Source organism: Zoogloea sp. LCSB751 (genome assembly GCF_002028455.1).
Taxonomy (GTDB): Bacteria; Pseudomonadota; Gammaproteobacteria; order Burkholderiales; family Rhodocyclaceae; genus Zoogloea.
The window spans coordinates 369,901-386,870 of record NZ_MWUM01000001.1 but is presented as its reverse complement, the minus strand read 5'-3'; the positions used below and the strand labels follow the sequence as shown (position 1 = coordinate 386,870).

The window sequence follows — 16,970 nt, the reverse complement described above, 5'->3', positions numbered from 1 at the left end:
TTCAGTATTATCCATTGCTTATCGTCTCTTCCGGGCGGCTTCTTGACCCCGGTCGATCGGCAATTGTGAAATGTGCCGCGGCCGGGGCCACAGGCTAAACTTTCTGCCCCGCCCCAAGCACCCGGCCCCATGTCCTCGATGCTCGCCCGCCTGCTGCCTTTTCTCGACTGGCCCCGCCAACTGGACGCCGCCGGCCTGCGGGCCGACCTGCAGGCCGGCTTCACGGTAGCCCTGGTGGCCATCCCCCAGGCCCTCGCCTACGCCCAGCTGGCCGGCCTGCCGCCTTACGTGGGGCTGTACGCCTCGCTGTTGCCGAGCATCGTCGGCGCGCTGTTCGGCTCATCCGGCCAGCTGAGTACCGGCCCGGTGGCCCTGACCAGCCTGCTCACCGCCACCTCGCTGGCGCCGCTGGCCCTGCCCGGCTCGGAAACCTACCTGGTGCTGGCAGTGCAGCTGGCGCTACTGGCCGGACTGCTGCAGCTGGCTTTCGGCGCCCTGCGCCTGGCCCACTTTGCCGACCTGCTGTCCCACCCGGTGCTTCACGGTTTCATCAACGCCTGCTCACTGCTGATCTGCGTGGCCCAGCTGCCGACCCTGCTCGGCCTGCGCAGCGCCGGCCAGCGCCCGTTCTTCGAAGCGGTGGTGGACCTGGCCACCGCACTGCCCGACGTCCATCCGCATTCAGCCGCCCTCGGCCTCGCTGCCGTCGTGCTGCTGATCGCCCTGAAACGCCTGCTACCGCGCTGGCCGGGGGTCCTGATCGTGGTCGCCGGTCTCAGCGGGGTGGCCTGGCTGACCGGTTTCGAGGACAACGGCGGCCACGCGGTCGGCCTGCTGCCGGACGAAACCCTGGCCTTCGCGCTGCCGCGCGCGGACTGGGGGCAGATCACCGACCTGCTGCCGTCGGCCTTCGTGCTGGCGCTGGTGAGTTTCCTGGAGGCCATGTCGAGCTGCAAGGTGGCCTCGGCGCGCACAGGGCGGCGCTGGGACGGCAACCAGGAACTGATCGGCCAGGGCCTCGCCAAGATCACCGCGTCGTTCTGCCAGGCTTATCCGGTCAGCGGCTCCTTCGGCCGCTCGGCCTTCCTGCTCGCCCACGGCGCACGCACCGGGCTGGCCTCGGTGGTCGGCGCACTGATGGTGCTGGCGGCACTGTTCAGCATGCCCGGCCTGATCGCCCATATCCCGCTGCCGGTGCTGGCGGCGGTCATTCTCGTGACCCTCGCCGCGCTGCTGTCGCCGGCCCAATTGAAGGAAGCCTGGCGCGCCAACCGGGACGACGGCCTGGCCGGCACGGTGAGCTTCGTCGCCACGCTGGCCTTCGCGCCGCACATCGAGATCGGCATCCTGTCCGGACTGATCCTGTCCCTCGCGCTGCTCATCTACCGCAGCATGAAGCCCCGCGTCGCGGTGCTCGGCCGCCATCCGGACGGCACCTGGCGCGACGCCGCGCGCTTCGGCCTGCCGCCGGCGCATCCGCAGCTGAGCATTCTGCGCTTCGACGGCCCACTGCACTTCGTCAATGCCGCCACCTTCGAGGATGCCGTGCTGGCCGTCGAGCGGGACCATCCCGGCCTCAAGGTGCTGCTGCTGTCCTGCGGCGGCATCAACGACATGGACGCCAGCGGCGTCGAGGCCCTGCGCCGGGTCCACCGCCAGTTGGCCGAAAGCGGCCGCACACTGGCCTGCTGTGGCCTGAAGAAGCAGGTTCTGGACGTGATGGAGCGCACCGGGCTGCGCCCCCTGCTCGGCGGCCATGCGGCCTACCGCACCGAGGAGCACGCACTGCAGCATCTGCTGCCGGGCCTCGACGGCATCCAGCCGGCCAGCCTGCGCCGCGGATTCGAGTGGTGAGTGGGCGCGCTTTGTTGACCTGAGTCGTTGTTATGCCCCTTGCAGAAGCAGATACTGGCATCCAACCAGGCATTCAAGCTTTCGACACGAACAACAAGGGAGCGCCTCATGACACCGACCTCGGTACGCGATATCCGTAACCTAAGCCTGCTCGGCCAGTCCGGGAGCGGAAAAACCACCCTGCTCGAAAAGCTGCTGGCCACCGCCGGCGCCATCGGCAGCCCCGGATCGGTCGAGCGCGGCGACACCGTCAGCGACTACGATCCCCAGGAAAAGGCCCTCGGCCATTCCCTCAACAGCACCATTGCCCACCTGGAATGGGCCGAGCACTGGATCAACGCCATCGACACGCCGGGCCTGCCGGACTTCCTCGGCCGGGCACTGGCCACGCTGCCGGCAGTGGAAACCGCCGTCGTCGTCATCAACGCCGCTGCCGGCGTGGAGACCGTGACCCGCAAGGTGATGGAAGCCGCCGCCGGCCAGTGCCGGATGATCGTCGTCAATCGCATCGACGCGCCGGGCGTCGATTTCGGCGCGTTGCTGGAGCGCATCGGCGCCAGCTTCGGCAAGGAATGCCTGCCGATCAACCTGCCGGCACCAGGCGGCGAGGCCGTCATCGACTGCTTCTTCGCGCCTGACTACGACGCCGCCACGGCGTTCTCCAGCGTCCGCGACGCCCACGACCGCATCGTGGACCAGGTCGTCGAGGTGGATGAGGAACTGATGGCCCTGTACCTGGAACAGGGCGAGTCCCTGCAGCCCGAACAGCTCCACGACCCGTTCGAGCAGGCCTTGCGCGAAGGCCACCTGATTCCGGTGTGCTTCACGTCGGCACGCAGCGGCGCCGGCGTCAAGGAACTGCTCGACGTGATGGGCCGCCTGCTGCCCGATCCGACCGAAGGCAATCCGCCACATTTCCTCAAGGGCGAAGGGCCCGCTGCCGAGCCGGTATCCGCCACCACCGACGCTGGCAAGCACGTCATCGCTCATGTCTTCCAGGTCAGCAACGACCCCTTCCGCGGCAAACTCGGCCTGTTCCGCATCCACCAGGGCACCGTCACGCCGAACACCCAGCTCTTCATCGGCGACGCCCGCAAACCCTTCAAGGTCGGCCATCTGCTGCGCGTGCAGGGCAAGAACCAGGTCGAGATCGAGGCCGGCATCCCCGGCGACATCTGCGCGGTGGCGCGCATCGACGAGATCTACCGGGACGCAGTGCTGCACGACGCTCACGACGAGGACCACTACCACCTGACGCCGCCGGCCTACCCTCAGCCGGTCTTCGGCCTGGCCCTGGCCGCCGAGAAGCACGGCGACGAGCAGAAGCTGTCCGAAGCCCTGCACCGCCTCCTCGACGAAGACCCCTGCCTGACCGTCGAACATGACCTGCAGGCCAAGGAAACGGTGATCCGCAGCCTCGGCGACGTGCACCTCAAGTCGGTGCTGGAAACCCTCAAGGCACGCTGGAACCTCAACCTGACCACCAAGCCACCGGCCATTCCCTACCGGGAAACCGTCGCCGGCACGGCGGAAGCCCGCTACCGCCACAAGAAGCAGAGCGGCGGCGCCGGCCAGTTCGGCGAGGTGGCCTTGCGGGTCGAGGCACTGGAACGCGGCGCCGGCGTGCACTTCGCCGACGAGGTGAAGGGCGGCACCATTCCCGGCAACTTCATGCCGGCAGTGGAGAAAGGCGTCCGCCAGGCCATCACCGAAGGCGTGCTGAGCGGCTTCCCGCTGCAGGACATCCGCGTAGTGGTCTTCGACGGCAAGCACCACACGGTGGACTCCAACGAAGTCTCCTTCGTCACAGCCGCCCGCCACGCGGTGCAGGAAGCCGTGCAGGGCGCCCGCCCGGTGGTGCTGGAACCGCTGGTGACGCTCACCGTGCGGGTTGCCGACGAGCACTTCGGCGGCATCAGCGCCGAGCTGTCCGGCCGCCGCGGCCGCGTCACCGGCACCGACAGCCCGCAGCCCGGCTGGACCGAGATCACCAGCCTGGTGCCGATGGCCGAGATGGAAGGCTTCGAATCCCGCCTCAAGTCGATCAGCGGTGGCGACGGCAGCTGCAGCGTGGCCTTCAGCCACTACGAGCCGGCCCCGGCCGAGGTGCAGCAACGCCTCGCCCGCGAACACGCCGGCAAGCGCAGCGGCGAGCAATAAGCCACATCACCCCGTGGGGGCGAATTCATTCGCCCCCACGGGAGATAAGCAGGTCTCCTTCCCCGCAAGCGCTCCGCCGGCAGGCCCGGTCTCGGGCACAGGCCGGGATGCCGTTCAGCGCGGCCGACTGTCCCAGATCTTCTGCAGACGCTTCACCGACACCGGCATGGGCGTCTTCAGCTCCTGCGCGAACAAACCGACGCGCAACTCCTCCAGCAGCCAGCGGAATTCCTCCAGCTGCGGGTCCGTGACGCCCGCCTTGGCCTTGGCCAGCCACTCCCGCTCGAAGGGCTGGGCCAGGCTCTTCCAGTCGGCCATCAACTGGCCGTCGCGGGCGGGATTGGTGCGCAGCTTGTCGATGCGCACGGTGGCGCCCTTCAGGTAGCGCGGGATCTGCGCGATGCGCTCGTAGGGCAAGGCGACCAGGAAGTTCTTCGGCATCAGCTTGGCCACCTGGGCATTGATGTCGGCGACCACGTCCGGGAAGGTCTTCAGGCCGGCGAGGCGCTTGGTCAGCGTGGCGTGTTCGGCGATCAGCTGGCCAGTCAGGCGCATCAGCTCCTGGGCCACCAGGGTGATGCGCGGCTTGGCTTCCTGGCAGCGCTTGGCAAAGCTGTCCGCGTCCGCCGGCAGGGGTTCGAGCAGGCAGCAGCGTTCCAGCGTCGCCGTCACCAGCTGCACCTTCAGCTCGGCCTCGGTGCCGTAGTTGATGAACTGCAGGGCCAGCTCGCGAATGCCGGGCAGCTTCTCGATGGCCTTCACCTGGGCCGACAGCTCCAGTGCGAACAGCCGCGCGAGGCCGCCGCGGTGGACCTTGGCGGCCTCCTCCGGGGTGTCGTAGGGGCGCAGGGACACGCTGTTGCCGTCGTCGTGCAGCGCCGGGAAACCGACGATCTCACGGCCGGCGACCTTCACTTCGAGGAGTTCCGGCAGCGCGCCGAAGGTCCAGCCGGTGAAGCCGGACAAGGTCTTTTCGGCAACGGTGGCCGGCGCCGCGGCAGGTGCCGCCGCGGCCTTGCCGCCAGCGGGTGGAGCTGCCTTCTTCTGCTGTGGCGCTTCTGGCGCCGCCGGCACGATGCGCGCGCTCTGGAAGCGCGCCGCCACCTGGTCGCGGAACTTGGCGCGCAGCTCGGCCAGGTTGCGGGACTGGCCGAGGATACGGCCGTGCTCGTCCTGCACGCGGAAGTTCATGAAGCAGTGGGGGTTGAGGTTCTCCGGGCGGAAGCTCTCCATCGGCAGCTTGAGGGACACCCGTTCCTCGACGAAGCGCTGCAGCATCTTGATCAGCGGTTCGTCGGTGTCGAACTCGCCGGCGTCGTAGCGCTCCATGAAGGCCGCTGCGCTCTCGGCCATCGGCTGCAGGCGGTGGCGGTGCTTCTGCGGCACGGTGCGCAGCAGCGCATGCACCTTCTCCTCCAGCAGGCCCGGCACCAGCCATTCGCAGCGATTGGCGGGGATCTGGTTGAGCATCGCCAGTGGCACCGTCAGCGTCACCCCGTCGTCGGCCTCGCCCGGCTCGTGCAGGTAGGCGAGCTTGAGCTTCTGGCCGAGCACTTCCAGGCTCGACGGGAAGCGGTCGGTGGTGATGCCCTCGGCGTCGTGGCGCATCAGCTGGTCGCGGGACAGCTGCAGCAGCTTGGGCGCCTTCTTCTCGGCGGCCTTGCGCCAGGCCTCGAAGCTGGCCATGTCGAGCACTTCGGGCGGCAGCTTGGCGTCGTAGAAGGCGTAGATCAGCTCCTCGTCCACCAGCACGTCGGGGCGGCGGGACTTGTGCTCCAGGCGTTCGATCTCCGCCACCAGGCGCCGGTTGTGGGCCAGGAAGGCCATGCCACGGGCCGGGCCTTCCGCGATTTCGCCCTGCACCAGTCCTTCTCGGATGAACAGCTCGCGACACAGGGCCGGGTCGATCTCCCGGTAACTCACGCCGCGGCGCGGATAGACGGTCAGCCCGTACAGCGTGCCGCGCTCCCAGGCGCGCACTGCGCCGCTGGCCTTCGACCAGTGGGGTTCGGAAATATTGCGCTTGAGCAGGTGTCCACCGACTTCCTCCAGCCATTCCGGCTCGATGCGCGCCAGGCAGCGACCAAACAGGCGGGAGGTATCCACCAGCTCGGCGCACATGATCCACTTGCCGGCCTTCTTGGCGATGGCGGAGCCCGGATGGGGCCAGAACTTGATGCCGCGGGCGCCCAGGTAGCTGCCGGCAGCCGGACCGGAGGCGTCCTCGATCTTGCAGCCCACGTGGCCCATCAGGCCGGTCAACAGCGCCTTGTGGATCGCCTCGTAGCTGGCCGGCTCCTTGTTCTCCTTCCAGCCGTGCTCGGTGCACAGGGTATGCAGCTGGGTGAACACGTCACGCCATTCGCGCAGGCGCAGCCAGGACAGGAAGTGCTGCTTGCACCAGGCCTTCTGCTTGCTGGAGCTTTCGTGGCGCTGGACTTCGTCCCAGGCCTTCCACAGGTTCCAGTACCACAGGAACTCGGACTTCTGGCTCTCCTCAGGGCCACGGAAGCGCGCGTGGGCCTGGTCGGCGGCAGCCTGCCGCTCGGGCGGACGCTCGCGCACGTCCTGCGTGGACAGCGCGGCGGCGATCACCAGCACTTCCGAAAGGCTGGCCCGGTCGCGGGCGGCCAGGATCATGCGGCCGATCTTCGGGTCGAGGGGCAGCTTGGCCAGCTCGCGCCCGATCGGCGTGAGGTTCATCGTCGCCGCGCCGTCGACCTCCTCCACCGCGCCCAGCTCGGCCAGCAGCTGGTAGCCGTCGGCCACCATGCGCGGCAGCGGCGCGTCGATGAAGGGGAACTCGGCCACTTCGCCGAGCTTGAGGGACTTCATGCGCAGGATCACCCCGGCCAGGGACGAACGCAGGATTTCCGGATCGGTATGCTCCGGACGCTTGTTGAAATCGTCCTCGTCGTAGAGGCGGAAGCACACGCCGTCGCTGACCCGGCCGCAGCGGCCGGCCCGCTGGCGGGCGGCGGACTGGGCGACCTTCTCGATCTGCAGCTGCTCGACCTTGTTGCGGTGGCTGTAGCGCTTGAGCCGCGCCAGGCCGGTATCCACCACGTAGCGGATGCCCGGCACGGTCAGCGAAGTTTCCGCCACGTTGGTGGCCAGTACGACGCGACGCCCCTTCGACGGCGCGAAGACCCGCGCCTGCTCCTGCGCCGACTGGCGCGCGAACAAGGGCAGGATCTCGGTGCCGGCGGCGTGATGGGCCTTGCGCAGCGCTTCGGCCGCTTCGCGGATCTCCCGCTCGCCGGGCAGGAAAACCAGCACGTCGCCGGGGCCGCTGCGGTGGGCTTCGTCGACGGCATCCACCAGCGCGTCGTAGAGATCGCGGTCCGGACCGCGGCTGTCCTGGCGCGGTGCTACCTCGCCGGGCCGGGCCGGCTTGGGCTCGTCGCGCTCCACCGGCCGGTAGCGCATCTCGATGGGGAACAGGCGGCCGGACACCTCGATCACCGGCGCCGGCTTGTCCTCAGTGCCGAAATGGCGGGCAAAGCGCTCCGCGTCCAGCGTCGCCGAGGTGACGATCAGCTTCAGGTCCGGCCGCTTGGCCAGCAGCTGGCGCAGGTAGCCGAGCAGGAAGTCGATATTCAGGCTGCGCTCGTGGGCCTCGTCTATGATCAAGGTGTCATAGGCCGAGAGCAGCGGATCGCCCTGGGTCTCGGCGAGCAGGATGCCGTCCGTCATCAGCTTGATGTAGCTCTGCGGGCCGATGCGGTCGGTGAAGCGGATCTTGTAGCCGACGGTGCTGCCCAGCTCGCTCTTCAGCTCCTGCGCGATGCGGCTGGCGGTGGCGCGGGCGGCGATCCGCCGCGGCTGGGTATGGCCGATCAGGCCCGACACGCCACGGCCGAGTTCCAGGCAGATCTTGGGCAGCTGGGTCGTCTTGCCGGAGCCGGTTTCGCCGCACACGATGACCACCTGGTGCTCGCGGATCGCCGCGGCGATCTCGTCCTTGCGCTGATTGACCGGCAGATCGGGCGGAAAGTCCGGCTTTGGAAGCGCGTTGGCGCGGGCGATGCGCTTGGCCGCCGAATCGGCGATGCGCAGGCGCAGCGCCTCCGGCAGTTCGTCGAGGCTGCGCGGGCGCTTGGGCAGGCGGCGTAGATCGCGGCGCAGGCCGGGCCGGTCGGCCGACAGGCATTCTTCGAGCAGGGAGTACGGATCCATGCGGGGATCGTTACGGTCGGGCCGGTGTTGCGGTGATGCCATGTGGGAATACAGCGAAAGACGATTGATGAAGGCCCGTGTGCCAAACAGGCAACGGATCGCAGGCGACAGGTGTGGGCCGTCAGCTACGCAGGCTGTGCACGGTCCACATGCCCAGCGCGGTCATGCTCAGGGAGCCGCCCAGATGCAATACTGCGGCGCCGAGAGCCCAGCCATAGCGGGCGCTGCCAATCAGATGCACGACTTCGGCCGAGAAGGACGAAAAGGTGGTCAGCCCGCCAAGGAAGCCCGTGACGACGAACAGTCGCGCTTCCGGCGGGATCTCCGGCCGGGAAGTGAAAAAGGCCACCGCCACGCCGATCAGGTAGCCGCCGAGCAGGTTGGCCGCCAGCGTGCCGAGGGGCATGTGGACCAGCATGGGATTGAGGCGCAGGCCAAGCCACCAGCGCAGCCAGGCACCGAGGGCTGCGCCGATACCGATGGCGACGAGGGCCAGCGTCGGGAAATGTTGGGCATGATCGGACATGGCTGCGGATTTTACTCCGGCGACGCGACCACCGGCCGTCCATGCTGCAGATTGCCCCAATCCGGGCAAACCAGCAGCCCGCACGGCCGGCAAAAACCTCAAGAACCGGCGCCCTGCCGCCGATAGCTGTCATGTTGGCTAGAAAAATGCCTCCCGACCGGAGGCGCCGGCGGTCCCGGTAACGCGAAGCAGGCGGTCTGTTCGACGCATCCGGAAGGCCGTTCGCATGGAGACACGATGAATACCCCCGACAATCGGCCCGCAACGGCCCCCCTTCTCCTCTACCAGGCACGCTTCGATTGCCATGGCGGCGAACTGGCAGGGGTGCAGGCCTTGGTGGAAGGCCCGCACCGTCCCGACGCCCAGCTTCTGGTCTCCGGCAGTGCGGCCGAACTCGACGCACTGCGCGCAGCCTGCCAGCAGGTTGCAGCCTGGCAGGGCAGCGCCGGACGGCCCCTGGGCCTGACCGTCGCCGCCCGCCTCGACCCCCTCTGCGAGCCGGGCTTCGCCCAGGCGCTCGGCACCCTGTTGCTCGAAACACGGCTGGAGCCCCATAGCCTGGAGATCAGCATCGTCACATCCCGCGACGAAGTGCCGGACGACATGCTGGCCGCCCTGCTGCAGCTGCACCGGCTCGGCATCCGCTTCGCGATCTGCGCGACCAGCCCAGCCAGTACGCGGGTGGCATGGACGGCCCAATTGCCGGTAGACGGCATCGAGGTGCCGGCCCGACTCGTCGAAAACGTGGCGGCGGCCCCGGAGGGCGTCGCCATCGTGCGGGCCCTGCTCACCCGCGCCCACCGCATGGGACGCCAGGTGTGCGCGACGGACATCGCCACAACGCAGGCGGCGGCGGTGATGGCAGCGGCCGGCGCCGACATGCTGCAGGGTCCCCTGACGGCCGCCCCGCTGCCGGCCGCAGGCTTCACCACGCTCCTGGCCGGCAAGCCCCGGCTCGATGCAGCGCTGCTGCGGGGGCCGGCCACCGAACGCACGCTGCTGCTGGTGGACGACGAGGACAACATCCTGTCCGCACTGCGCCGCCTGCTGCGCCGGGACGGCTACACGATCCTGACCGCCAGCGACGGCAAGCAAGGCCTGGAGGTGCTGGCCGCCAACCAGGTGGACGTGATCGTCTCCGACCAGCGCATGCCCGGCATGACCGGCGTGGAATTCCTGCGCAAGGCCAAAGACATGTGCCCGGACAGCGTACGCCTGGTGCTGTCCGGCTACACCGACCTCCAATCCGTGACCGACGCGATCAATGAAGGGGCGATCTACAAGTTCCTCACCAAGCCGTGGGACGATGCGATGCTGCGCGCCAACATCGAGGAAGCCTTCCGGCGCAAGGCCCTGTCCGACGAGAACCAGCGCCTCGCCAGCCAACTGCAGCACGCCAACCAGGAGCTGGCCCGCATCAATGCCCGCCTCGAAGGCCTGCTGGCCGACCAGCAGCACCGCCTCGGCGTGGACGAGGCGGCCCTGACCCTGGCCCAGGAAGCCCTGGCAGCGATGCCGCTGCCGCTGCTGGGCATCGATCCGGACGGCATGATCGCCTTTGCCAACCGGGCCGCCGAAAACCTGTTCGCCAACCATACGCCGCTGATGGGCCTGAACGCCGACGAAGTCCTGCCGCCACCGCTCGCCGCCCTCGTCGGCGCGGGCCAGGGGCACTGCGACACCCGGTGCGGCAGCGCACACTTCCACGTCGAAGCCCGCGCCCTTGGCAGCAACGGCCACCCTCGCGGCACCCTGCTGAGCTTCACCTGCCGGCCCCCGGCCTGACCATGAGCGACACCCCCGACACCCTCCGCCTGCCCCTCGACGAAGTCCAGCCCGGTGCCGTGCTGGCCGAGGCCGTTGCCGATGCCCGCGGCACGGTACTGCTGCCGGCCGGACTGGCACTGACCGAGATACACCTGGCCAGCCTGCGCCGCCGCGACATCGCCATGCTGACGGTCGTCGTCCCTCCCGACCCGGCGGAACTGGCCCGCCGCCGTGAGGAGATCCGCGAACGGGTCCTGCACCTGTTCCGCCACAGTGCCGACGACCCGGCCGCACAGGCCCTGCTGCAGGCCGTGCTGGCCTTCCGCCAGGAGCAGGCACAATGAACGAAGCACCGACTCTCGCCGACGTGGCCGGGCGTATCCGCAGCCTGCCGGCAATGCCGACGGTCGCGCTCGAGCTGCTGCACACGCTGACCGAAACCGACGCCTCGTCGGCCGATCTGGTCGACCTGGCTCGCCGCATCGCCCAGGATCAGGCCATCACCGCCCGCGTGCTGCGGGTCGCCAACTCGCCGTTCTACGGCCTGCAGTCACGGGTCGCCTCCATCAACGACGCCATCGTCGTGCTCGGCTTCTCGGCAGTACGCTCGCTGGTCCTCGCCGCCGCCGTGATGGCCAGCCTGCCTGGCGGCCCGTGCACAGGCTTCAGCCAGGAACGCTTCTGGCGCCACGTACTGGGCACCGCAGCAGCAGCCCAGGCCATCGGCAAACGCCTCGGCCGGCCGTCGGAAGCCCTCTTCATCGCCGGCCTGCTGCACGACATCGGGCGGCTGGCGCTGGTCGTTCTCTACCCCGCCCGCTACGCGGCCACGCTGGCCGCCGCCCGTGAGCAGGACCGCGGACTGCAGGAGACGGAGCTGGCGTTCTTCGGCTTCGATCACGCCGCCGTCGGCGCCAGTCTTGCCGAGCACTGGCATTTCCCGGCCGAGATCGCAGACGCCCTCGCCTGGCACCATCAGCCGGACCGGGGCAAGGCGGGGGGACTGGCCGCCATCGTGCATTACGCTGACGCCATCGCCCAGGCCCTCGACCTGGACGAATCGGAAGACAGCCAGGTTGCCCGCCTGCAGGAAGACGCCGTCGCCAGCCTCGGCCTGGACTGGGATGCACTGCTGGCCGTCCTCGCCGACACGCAGACCCGCTTCGACAGCTACCGGCTGATGCTGGGTTAGGGCCATGCCGGAGCACGACACCTATCCGCTGCCCGCCAGCCTGTTCCCCCTCGCCGAGTCCGTCAGCGCGGGCATCGCGCTGCACCGGGGCGGCAAGATCCTGTTCGCCAATCGGACGATGTCGCGGCTCACCGGTTATGCGCCGGCCGAACTGATGGCCCTCGATTACTGGACCTTCTTCCAGCCCAGCGTGCAGCAGCGCATCCGCGAGCGGGCCGAGGCGCATCTCCTGCAGGACGACGCACCGACCTCCCGCTGCGAAACCGCCATCGTCACGCAGGCCGGCGAGCTGCGCTGGATCGAGCTGTCGATTTCCCACCAGGAAATCCTCGGCGCACGCACGGTCATCGGCTGCTTCATCGACGTCACCGTGCGCAAGCAGGCCGAAGCGGCCCAGCGCCAAGCCCAGCAGCTGCTCACCCAGATCATCGACGGCGATCCGGTGCCGACGCTGGTCATCGATGCCCGTCATACGGTCACCCACTGGAACCACGCCTGCGAACAGGTCGGCGGCATCGCGGCCAGCGACATGGTGGGCACCACCCGCCAGTGGGCCGCCTTCTACCCGAGCGAGCGGCCGATCATGGCCGACCTGATCGTCTCGGGCGAAATCGACGACCTGCTGCACCTCTATGGCAGCAAGAAATTGCGCCGCTCGCCGGTGATCGACGGCGCCTACGAGGCGGAGGATTTCTTTCCGCGCATGGGCGAACACGGACGCTGGCTGTACTTCACCGCCGCGCCGCTGCGCAATGCCCTCGGCGAGATCATCGGTGCCATCGAAACCTTGCAGGACATAACCGAGCGCAAGAACGCCGAGATGGAACTGCGCGCCATGCAGGCCGACCTGGAAGCCAAGGTCACCGAGCGCACCGCCCAGCTCCAGCAGGCCAAGGCCAGCCTGGAGCAGGACATCGCACGGCGGGAGACCGCCGAAACGGAACTCCTGAAACGCTACGCCGAACTCACCGAACTCAACTGCCGCCTGCAGGAGACCCAGCAGCAACTGGTCCAGTCCGAAAAACTGGCGTCCATCGGCCAGCTCGCTGCCGGCGTCGCCCACGAGATCAACAACCCGATCGGCTACGTCAATTCCAACATCCGCAGCCTCAAGGGCTACGTGACGCAGATGCTGGAGGTGCTCGACGTCTACGAATCCTGCGAGGCGGCGCTGCCGGACGACGAGCGCCAGCGCATCCGGACCGCCAAGCAGGCGGCGGACTTCGACTTCCTGCGCGAGGACATCAGCCAGCTGATCGGCGAATCCCAGGAAGGTACCGAGCGGGTCAGCAAGATCGTCCAGGACCTGCGCGACTTCTCCCGCGCCGACTCCAGCCAGGAGTGGCAGGCGGCCGACCTGCACCACGGCCTCGACAGCACCCTCAACATCGCCAGCAACGAAATCAAATACAAGGCCGACGTGGTACGCGAATACGGCAATCTGCCGCTGGTCGAATGCCTGCTACCACAGCTCAACCAAGTCTTCATGAACCTCTTCGTGAATGCCGCCCAGGCCATGCCCGACGGCCGCCGCGGCACCATCACCGTGCGCACCGGCACGGCGGGTGAGGAGGTGTGGATCGAGGTGGCCGACAACGGCAGCGGCATGCCGCCCAACGTGCGCGACCGGATCTTCGACCCCTTCTTCACCACCAAGCCGGTCGGCAAGGGCACCGGGCTCGGCCTGTCCCTGTCCTACGGCATCATCCAGAAACACCAGGGCCAGATCACCGTCAGCAGCACGCCCGGTATCGGCACCACCTTCCGCATCACCCTGCCCATCCATCGCCAGGCCCCGGCCGGAGCCCCCCAATGACCCTCGCCCCGACGACCGACAACGCCAGCTTCACGATCCTCTGCGTAGACGACGAAGCCAACATCCTGTCCGCCCTGCGCCGCCTGTTCCGCCCCCACGGCTACACCGTGCTGGTAGCCGGCGGCGGCGCCGAAGGCCTGGAAATGCTGGCCAAGGAACATGTGGACCTGATCATCTCCGACATGCGCATGCCGGGCATGGACGGCGCCACCTTCCTCGCCGAGGCCCGCCGGCTCTACCCCGATACGGTCCGCCTGCTCCTCACCGGCTACGCCGACATGGATTCGACGATCGCCGCCATCAACGCCGGCCAGATCGCCCGCTACATCGCCAAGCCATGGAACGACCAGGACGTGGTCCTGACCGTGCGGGAGGCCCTCGAGCGCAAGGCACTGGAGCGGGAAAAGGTCCGCCTCGAAGCCCTGACCCAGGCCCAGAACGAAGAGTTGAAGAGCCTCAACAGCAGCCTCGAACAGAAGGTCGAAGCCCGTACCGCCGAGCTGAAAACCGCCCACGAGAAGCTCAAGCAGAACTTCCTGACCTCGATCCGGGTGTTCTCCAATCTCATCGAACTGCGCGAAGGCCTCATCTCGGGCCATTCCCGCCGGGTCGCCGATCTCGGTCGCAAGCTCGCCAACCGGCTCGGCTTCGCCCCGGCCGAAGCCCAGGACGTGATGGTTGCCGGCCTGCTCCACGACATCGGCAAGATCGGGCTGCCCGACGAACTGCTCGCCAAGCCGGTATCCCACATGAGCGGCGACGAGCTGGGCGTGCTGCGCAAGCATCCGGTGACCGGCCAGGCGGCCCTGATGGGCCTGGAAAACCTGCGCCGCGCCGGCACCTTCATCCGCGGCCACCACGAGCGCTGGGACGGCCAGGGCTATCCCGACCGCCTGTCGGGCCTGGCAATCCCGTACGGGGCGCGGGTGCTGGCGGTGGCCAACGATTTCGACGGCCTGCAAATCGGTACCCTGTCGCCGCGCAAGCTGAAGGCCGAAGAAGCCGTCACCTTCATCCAGCAGAACCGCGGCAAGCGCTATTGCCCGCAGGTGGTGGACGCGCTGATCGCCGAGCTGGGCGCGGCCGACACTGCGGCCGCCATCGGCAACGAACACTCGCCTTCGTCCCTCAAGCCCGGCATGGTGCTGGCCCGCGATCTGGTGACCCGCGACGGGGTGATGCTGCTGGCGGCGGATTTCGTGCTCGACGACAACCTGATCCGCCAACTGCGCGAGCTGGAGGCGTCAGAGGGCATCCGGCTGGCGATCGCCATCCGCCCGGAGCGCAAGTAGGCGGCCGCCTTTCAGTCCGCCCCGGCAGGAGGCAGGAGCGGCAGCACTTCCTCGGGAATGAAGAAGGCGCTGCCGAGCATGTCGGCCAGCGCCTCGCAACTCATCGGCATCGCAAACAGATAACCCTGGATCAGGTGGCAGCCCCGCCGGCACAGGGCCTCCAGCTGGGCGACCGTCTCCACGCCCTCGGCCACTACCTCCAGCCCCAGGCTGTGGGCCAGGCCGATCACCGCTTCGACGATCGCCACCCCCTGCCCGTCGTCCAGTTCATTGACGAAGGAGCGGTCGATCTTCAGCGCGTCCACCGCCAGCCGGCGCAGATAAGCGAGCGACGAATAGCCGGTGCCGAAATCGTCCACCGCGACGCGCACCCCCATGTCGCGCAACTGGGCAAGGATGGCGGTGGCGTGGTCGAGGTCGCGCATCAGCACGGTCTCGGTCAGCTCGAATTCCAGCCGCGATGCCGCCACACCGGTGAGCGCCAGCACCTCGCGGACGGTGGGAATCAGCTGGGCGTCCATGAAATTCACGCCGGACAGGTTGATGCTGATGCGGAAATCGGGCGCCAGCCGGTGCTCCAGGCGGATCAGGTCGGCACACACCTTCTCGAGCACACAGCGGGTCAACGGCACGATCAACCCGGTCTCCTCGGCGAGGGAGATGAACTCCGGTGGCGGCACCGCTCCGCGACTGGCGTGGGGCCAGCGCAGCAAGGCCTCGGCCTTGACCACCGCACGCAGCCTGATATCGACGATCGGCTGATAACACATCCGCATCTCGTCTTCGCCGATGGCGCGGCGCAGGTCGCCTTCCAGCGTGAAACGCAGGAAGGCCGCCACTTTCATGTCCTCGGAGAACAGGGCCAGCGGGTCGCCGCGGCCGCGTTTGGCGTGGTTGAGGGCGGTTTCGGCCGCCTTCAGCAAGGCATCGGCATCGGTCGCATGATCCGGCATCACCGCCACGCCGATGCGTGCCGACAGGGTGATCTCCTGCCCCGGCACGCGGATCGGGGCCCGCACGACCTGCAGCAGGCGCTCGGCCGTGTCGAGCAGGTCGGCCACCGAGTTCACGTCGTTCACCAGCACGCCGAATTCGTCGGCGGCCAGGCGGGCCACCCGGAAGCGGGTGGCATAGCTCCCGCCCGCGGCCTCCGCCGGCAGGCGGTCCCCCATGTTTTCCCGCAGGCGATGGGCGATCAGCTGCAGCACCTGGTCGCCCCGCTCGGGGCCAAGACTGTCGTTGATGCGCGCAAAACGGTCGATGTCCACCACCATCACCGCACAGCGGCTGTCGTAGCGCAGGCCGCGGGCGGTGGCACCGAGCAGGTTCTCGCGGAAGTACTCCCGGTTGGGCAGTCCGGTCAGGTGATCGAAGTAGGCCAGCTGGCGGATGCGCCGCTGGGCATCGACCTGCTCGGTGATGTCCTGCACGCTGCCCTCCATGACCAGCCCGCCGGCGCCGCGTCCGTCGTCCCGACGGGCCGGTTCGACGGTTTCCTGCACCGTACGCACGCTGCCATCGGGCCACACGACCCGATAGGTGAGCTGGAAGCCGACGCCCTCGCGGGCACTTGCCAGGGCCGCCTGCACGGCGCTGCGGTCGGGGCCATAGACGTGTTCGACAACAGCGTCCATGTCCTCGCCGAAATCTTCCCGATCGCAGCCGAACAGCCGGTAGAACTGGGCCGAGCGGCGTACCCGCCCGGTCTTGACGCCCCATTCCCAGCTACCTAGGCGAGCGATGCGCTGGGCGTTGGACAGGCTTTCCTGGCTGCGGCTCAGCTCCTGCATCGCCTCGGCCGAGCGCAGCACGTAGCGGATGCGGAAGCGCAGCAAGGTCCAGTTGATCGGTTTGGAAATGAAATCGGTCGCGCCGGCATCGAAGGCCCGTTCGACGGACTCGCCATCGTCGAGGCCGGTCAACATGATCACCGGCACCAGGCGGCCGGCCGGCAAGCAGCGCAGGCGCCGGCACACATCGAAGCCACTCAGGCCCGGCATCATCACGTCGAGCAGCACCAGATCAGGCAGGGCGGCGTCGAACAACGCCAGCGCCTGCACCCCGTCCTCCGCCTCCGAAACCGCGAATCCCCCTTCCCGCAGGGCCTCGGTTGCCATCATGCGGGTCAGTGGATCGTCATCCACCACCAGGATGTGCGCGCGTTCGCAGTCAGTCATCGTTCCT

The 16,970-nt window shown here is 68.4% G+C and carries 10 protein-coding genes; 7 read left to right on the top strand and 3 right to left on the bottom strand.

Features of this window, described 5'->3' with window-relative positions; genetic code table 11:
* The first annotated feature begins 129 nt into the window (after positions 1–129).
* Together B4920_RS01845 and fusA are read left to right on the top strand one after the other, a co-directional pair.
* The gene (locus B4920_RS01845) at positions 130–1,854 is read left to right on the top strand and encodes a SulP family inorganic anion transporter (protein ID WP_079432892.1); all 1,725 of its coding nucleotides are present in this window, start codon (positions 130–132) and stop codon (positions 1,852–1,854) included.
* A gap of 108 nt (positions 1,855–1,962) precedes the next feature.
* The gene (fusA, locus tag B4920_RS01840; protein WP_079432891.1) at positions 1,963–4,014 is read left to right on the top strand and encodes an elongation factor G; all 2,052 of its coding nucleotides are present in this window, start codon (positions 1,963–1,965) and stop codon (positions 4,012–4,014) included.
* Positions 4,015–4,128: 114 nt separating this feature from the next.
* Here fusA and hrpA read toward each other — a convergent pair whose 3' ends face one another.
* Both hrpA and crcB read right to left on the bottom strand, forming a co-directional pair.
* Positions 4,129–8,235 carry an ATP-dependent RNA helicase HrpA gene (hrpA, locus tag B4920_RS01835; RefSeq protein WP_254050810.1) on the bottom strand — a complete coding sequence of 1,369 codons (4,107 nt, stop codon included), beginning with the start codon at positions 8,233–8,235 and terminating at the stop codon, positions 4,129–4,131.
* 79 nt (positions 8,236–8,314) lie between these two features.
* On the bottom strand, positions 8,315–8,719 hold the full coding sequence (gene crcB / locus B4920_RS01830) for a fluoride efflux transporter CrcB (RefSeq protein ID WP_079432889.1): 405 nt from the start codon (positions 8,717–8,719) through the stop codon (positions 8,315–8,317).
* A 237-nt stretch (positions 8,720–8,956) separates the two neighbouring features.
* Between crcB and B4920_RS29410 the strand changes: the two genes are divergently transcribed.
* From B4920_RS29410 to B4920_RS01805, 5 genes are read left to right on the top strand one after another with little or no spacing between them, the layout of a single operon-like run.
* On the top strand, positions 8,957–10,504 hold the full coding sequence (locus B4920_RS29410; protein WP_161493221.1) for an EAL domain-containing protein: 1,548 nt from the start codon (positions 8,957–8,959) through the stop codon (positions 10,502–10,504).
* 2 nt (positions 10,505–10,506) lie between these two features.
* Positions 10,507–10,830: a hypothetical protein gene (locus B4920_RS01820; RefSeq protein WP_079432888.1), complete on the top strand. Its 324-nt coding sequence runs from the start codon at positions 10,507–10,509 to the stop codon at positions 10,828–10,830.
* The gene (locus B4920_RS01815; protein ID WP_079432887.1) at positions 10,827–11,678 is read left to right on the top strand and encodes an HDOD domain-containing protein; all 852 of its coding nucleotides are present in this window, start codon (positions 10,827–10,829) and stop codon (positions 11,676–11,678) included. Before B4920_RS01820 ends, B4920_RS01815 begins: the two co-directional genes overlap by 4 nt.
* Before the next feature lie 4 nt (positions 11,679–11,682).
* Positions 11,683–13,494, top strand: coding sequence for an ATP-binding protein (locus B4920_RS01810; RefSeq protein WP_079432886.1), 1,812 nt, complete (start codon positions 11,683–11,685; stop codon positions 13,492–13,494).
* Positions 13,491–14,786 carry an HD domain-containing phosphohydrolase gene (locus B4920_RS01805; RefSeq protein WP_079432885.1) on the top strand — a complete coding sequence of 432 codons (1,296 nt, stop codon included), beginning with the start codon at positions 13,491–13,493 and terminating at the stop codon, positions 14,784–14,786. The genes B4920_RS01810 and B4920_RS01805 overlap by 4 nt, the downstream gene beginning before the upstream one ends.
* 11 nt (positions 14,787–14,797) lie before the next feature.
* Here the strand turns inward: B4920_RS01805 and B4920_RS01800 are convergent, their stop codons facing one another.
* Complete coding sequence (locus B4920_RS01800) at positions 14,798–16,963, bottom strand: bifunctional diguanylate cyclase/phosphodiesterase (protein ID WP_161493220.1); 2,166 nt, start codon at positions 16,961–16,963, stop codon at positions 14,798–14,800.
* Positions 16,964–16,970: the final 7 nt, after the last annotated feature.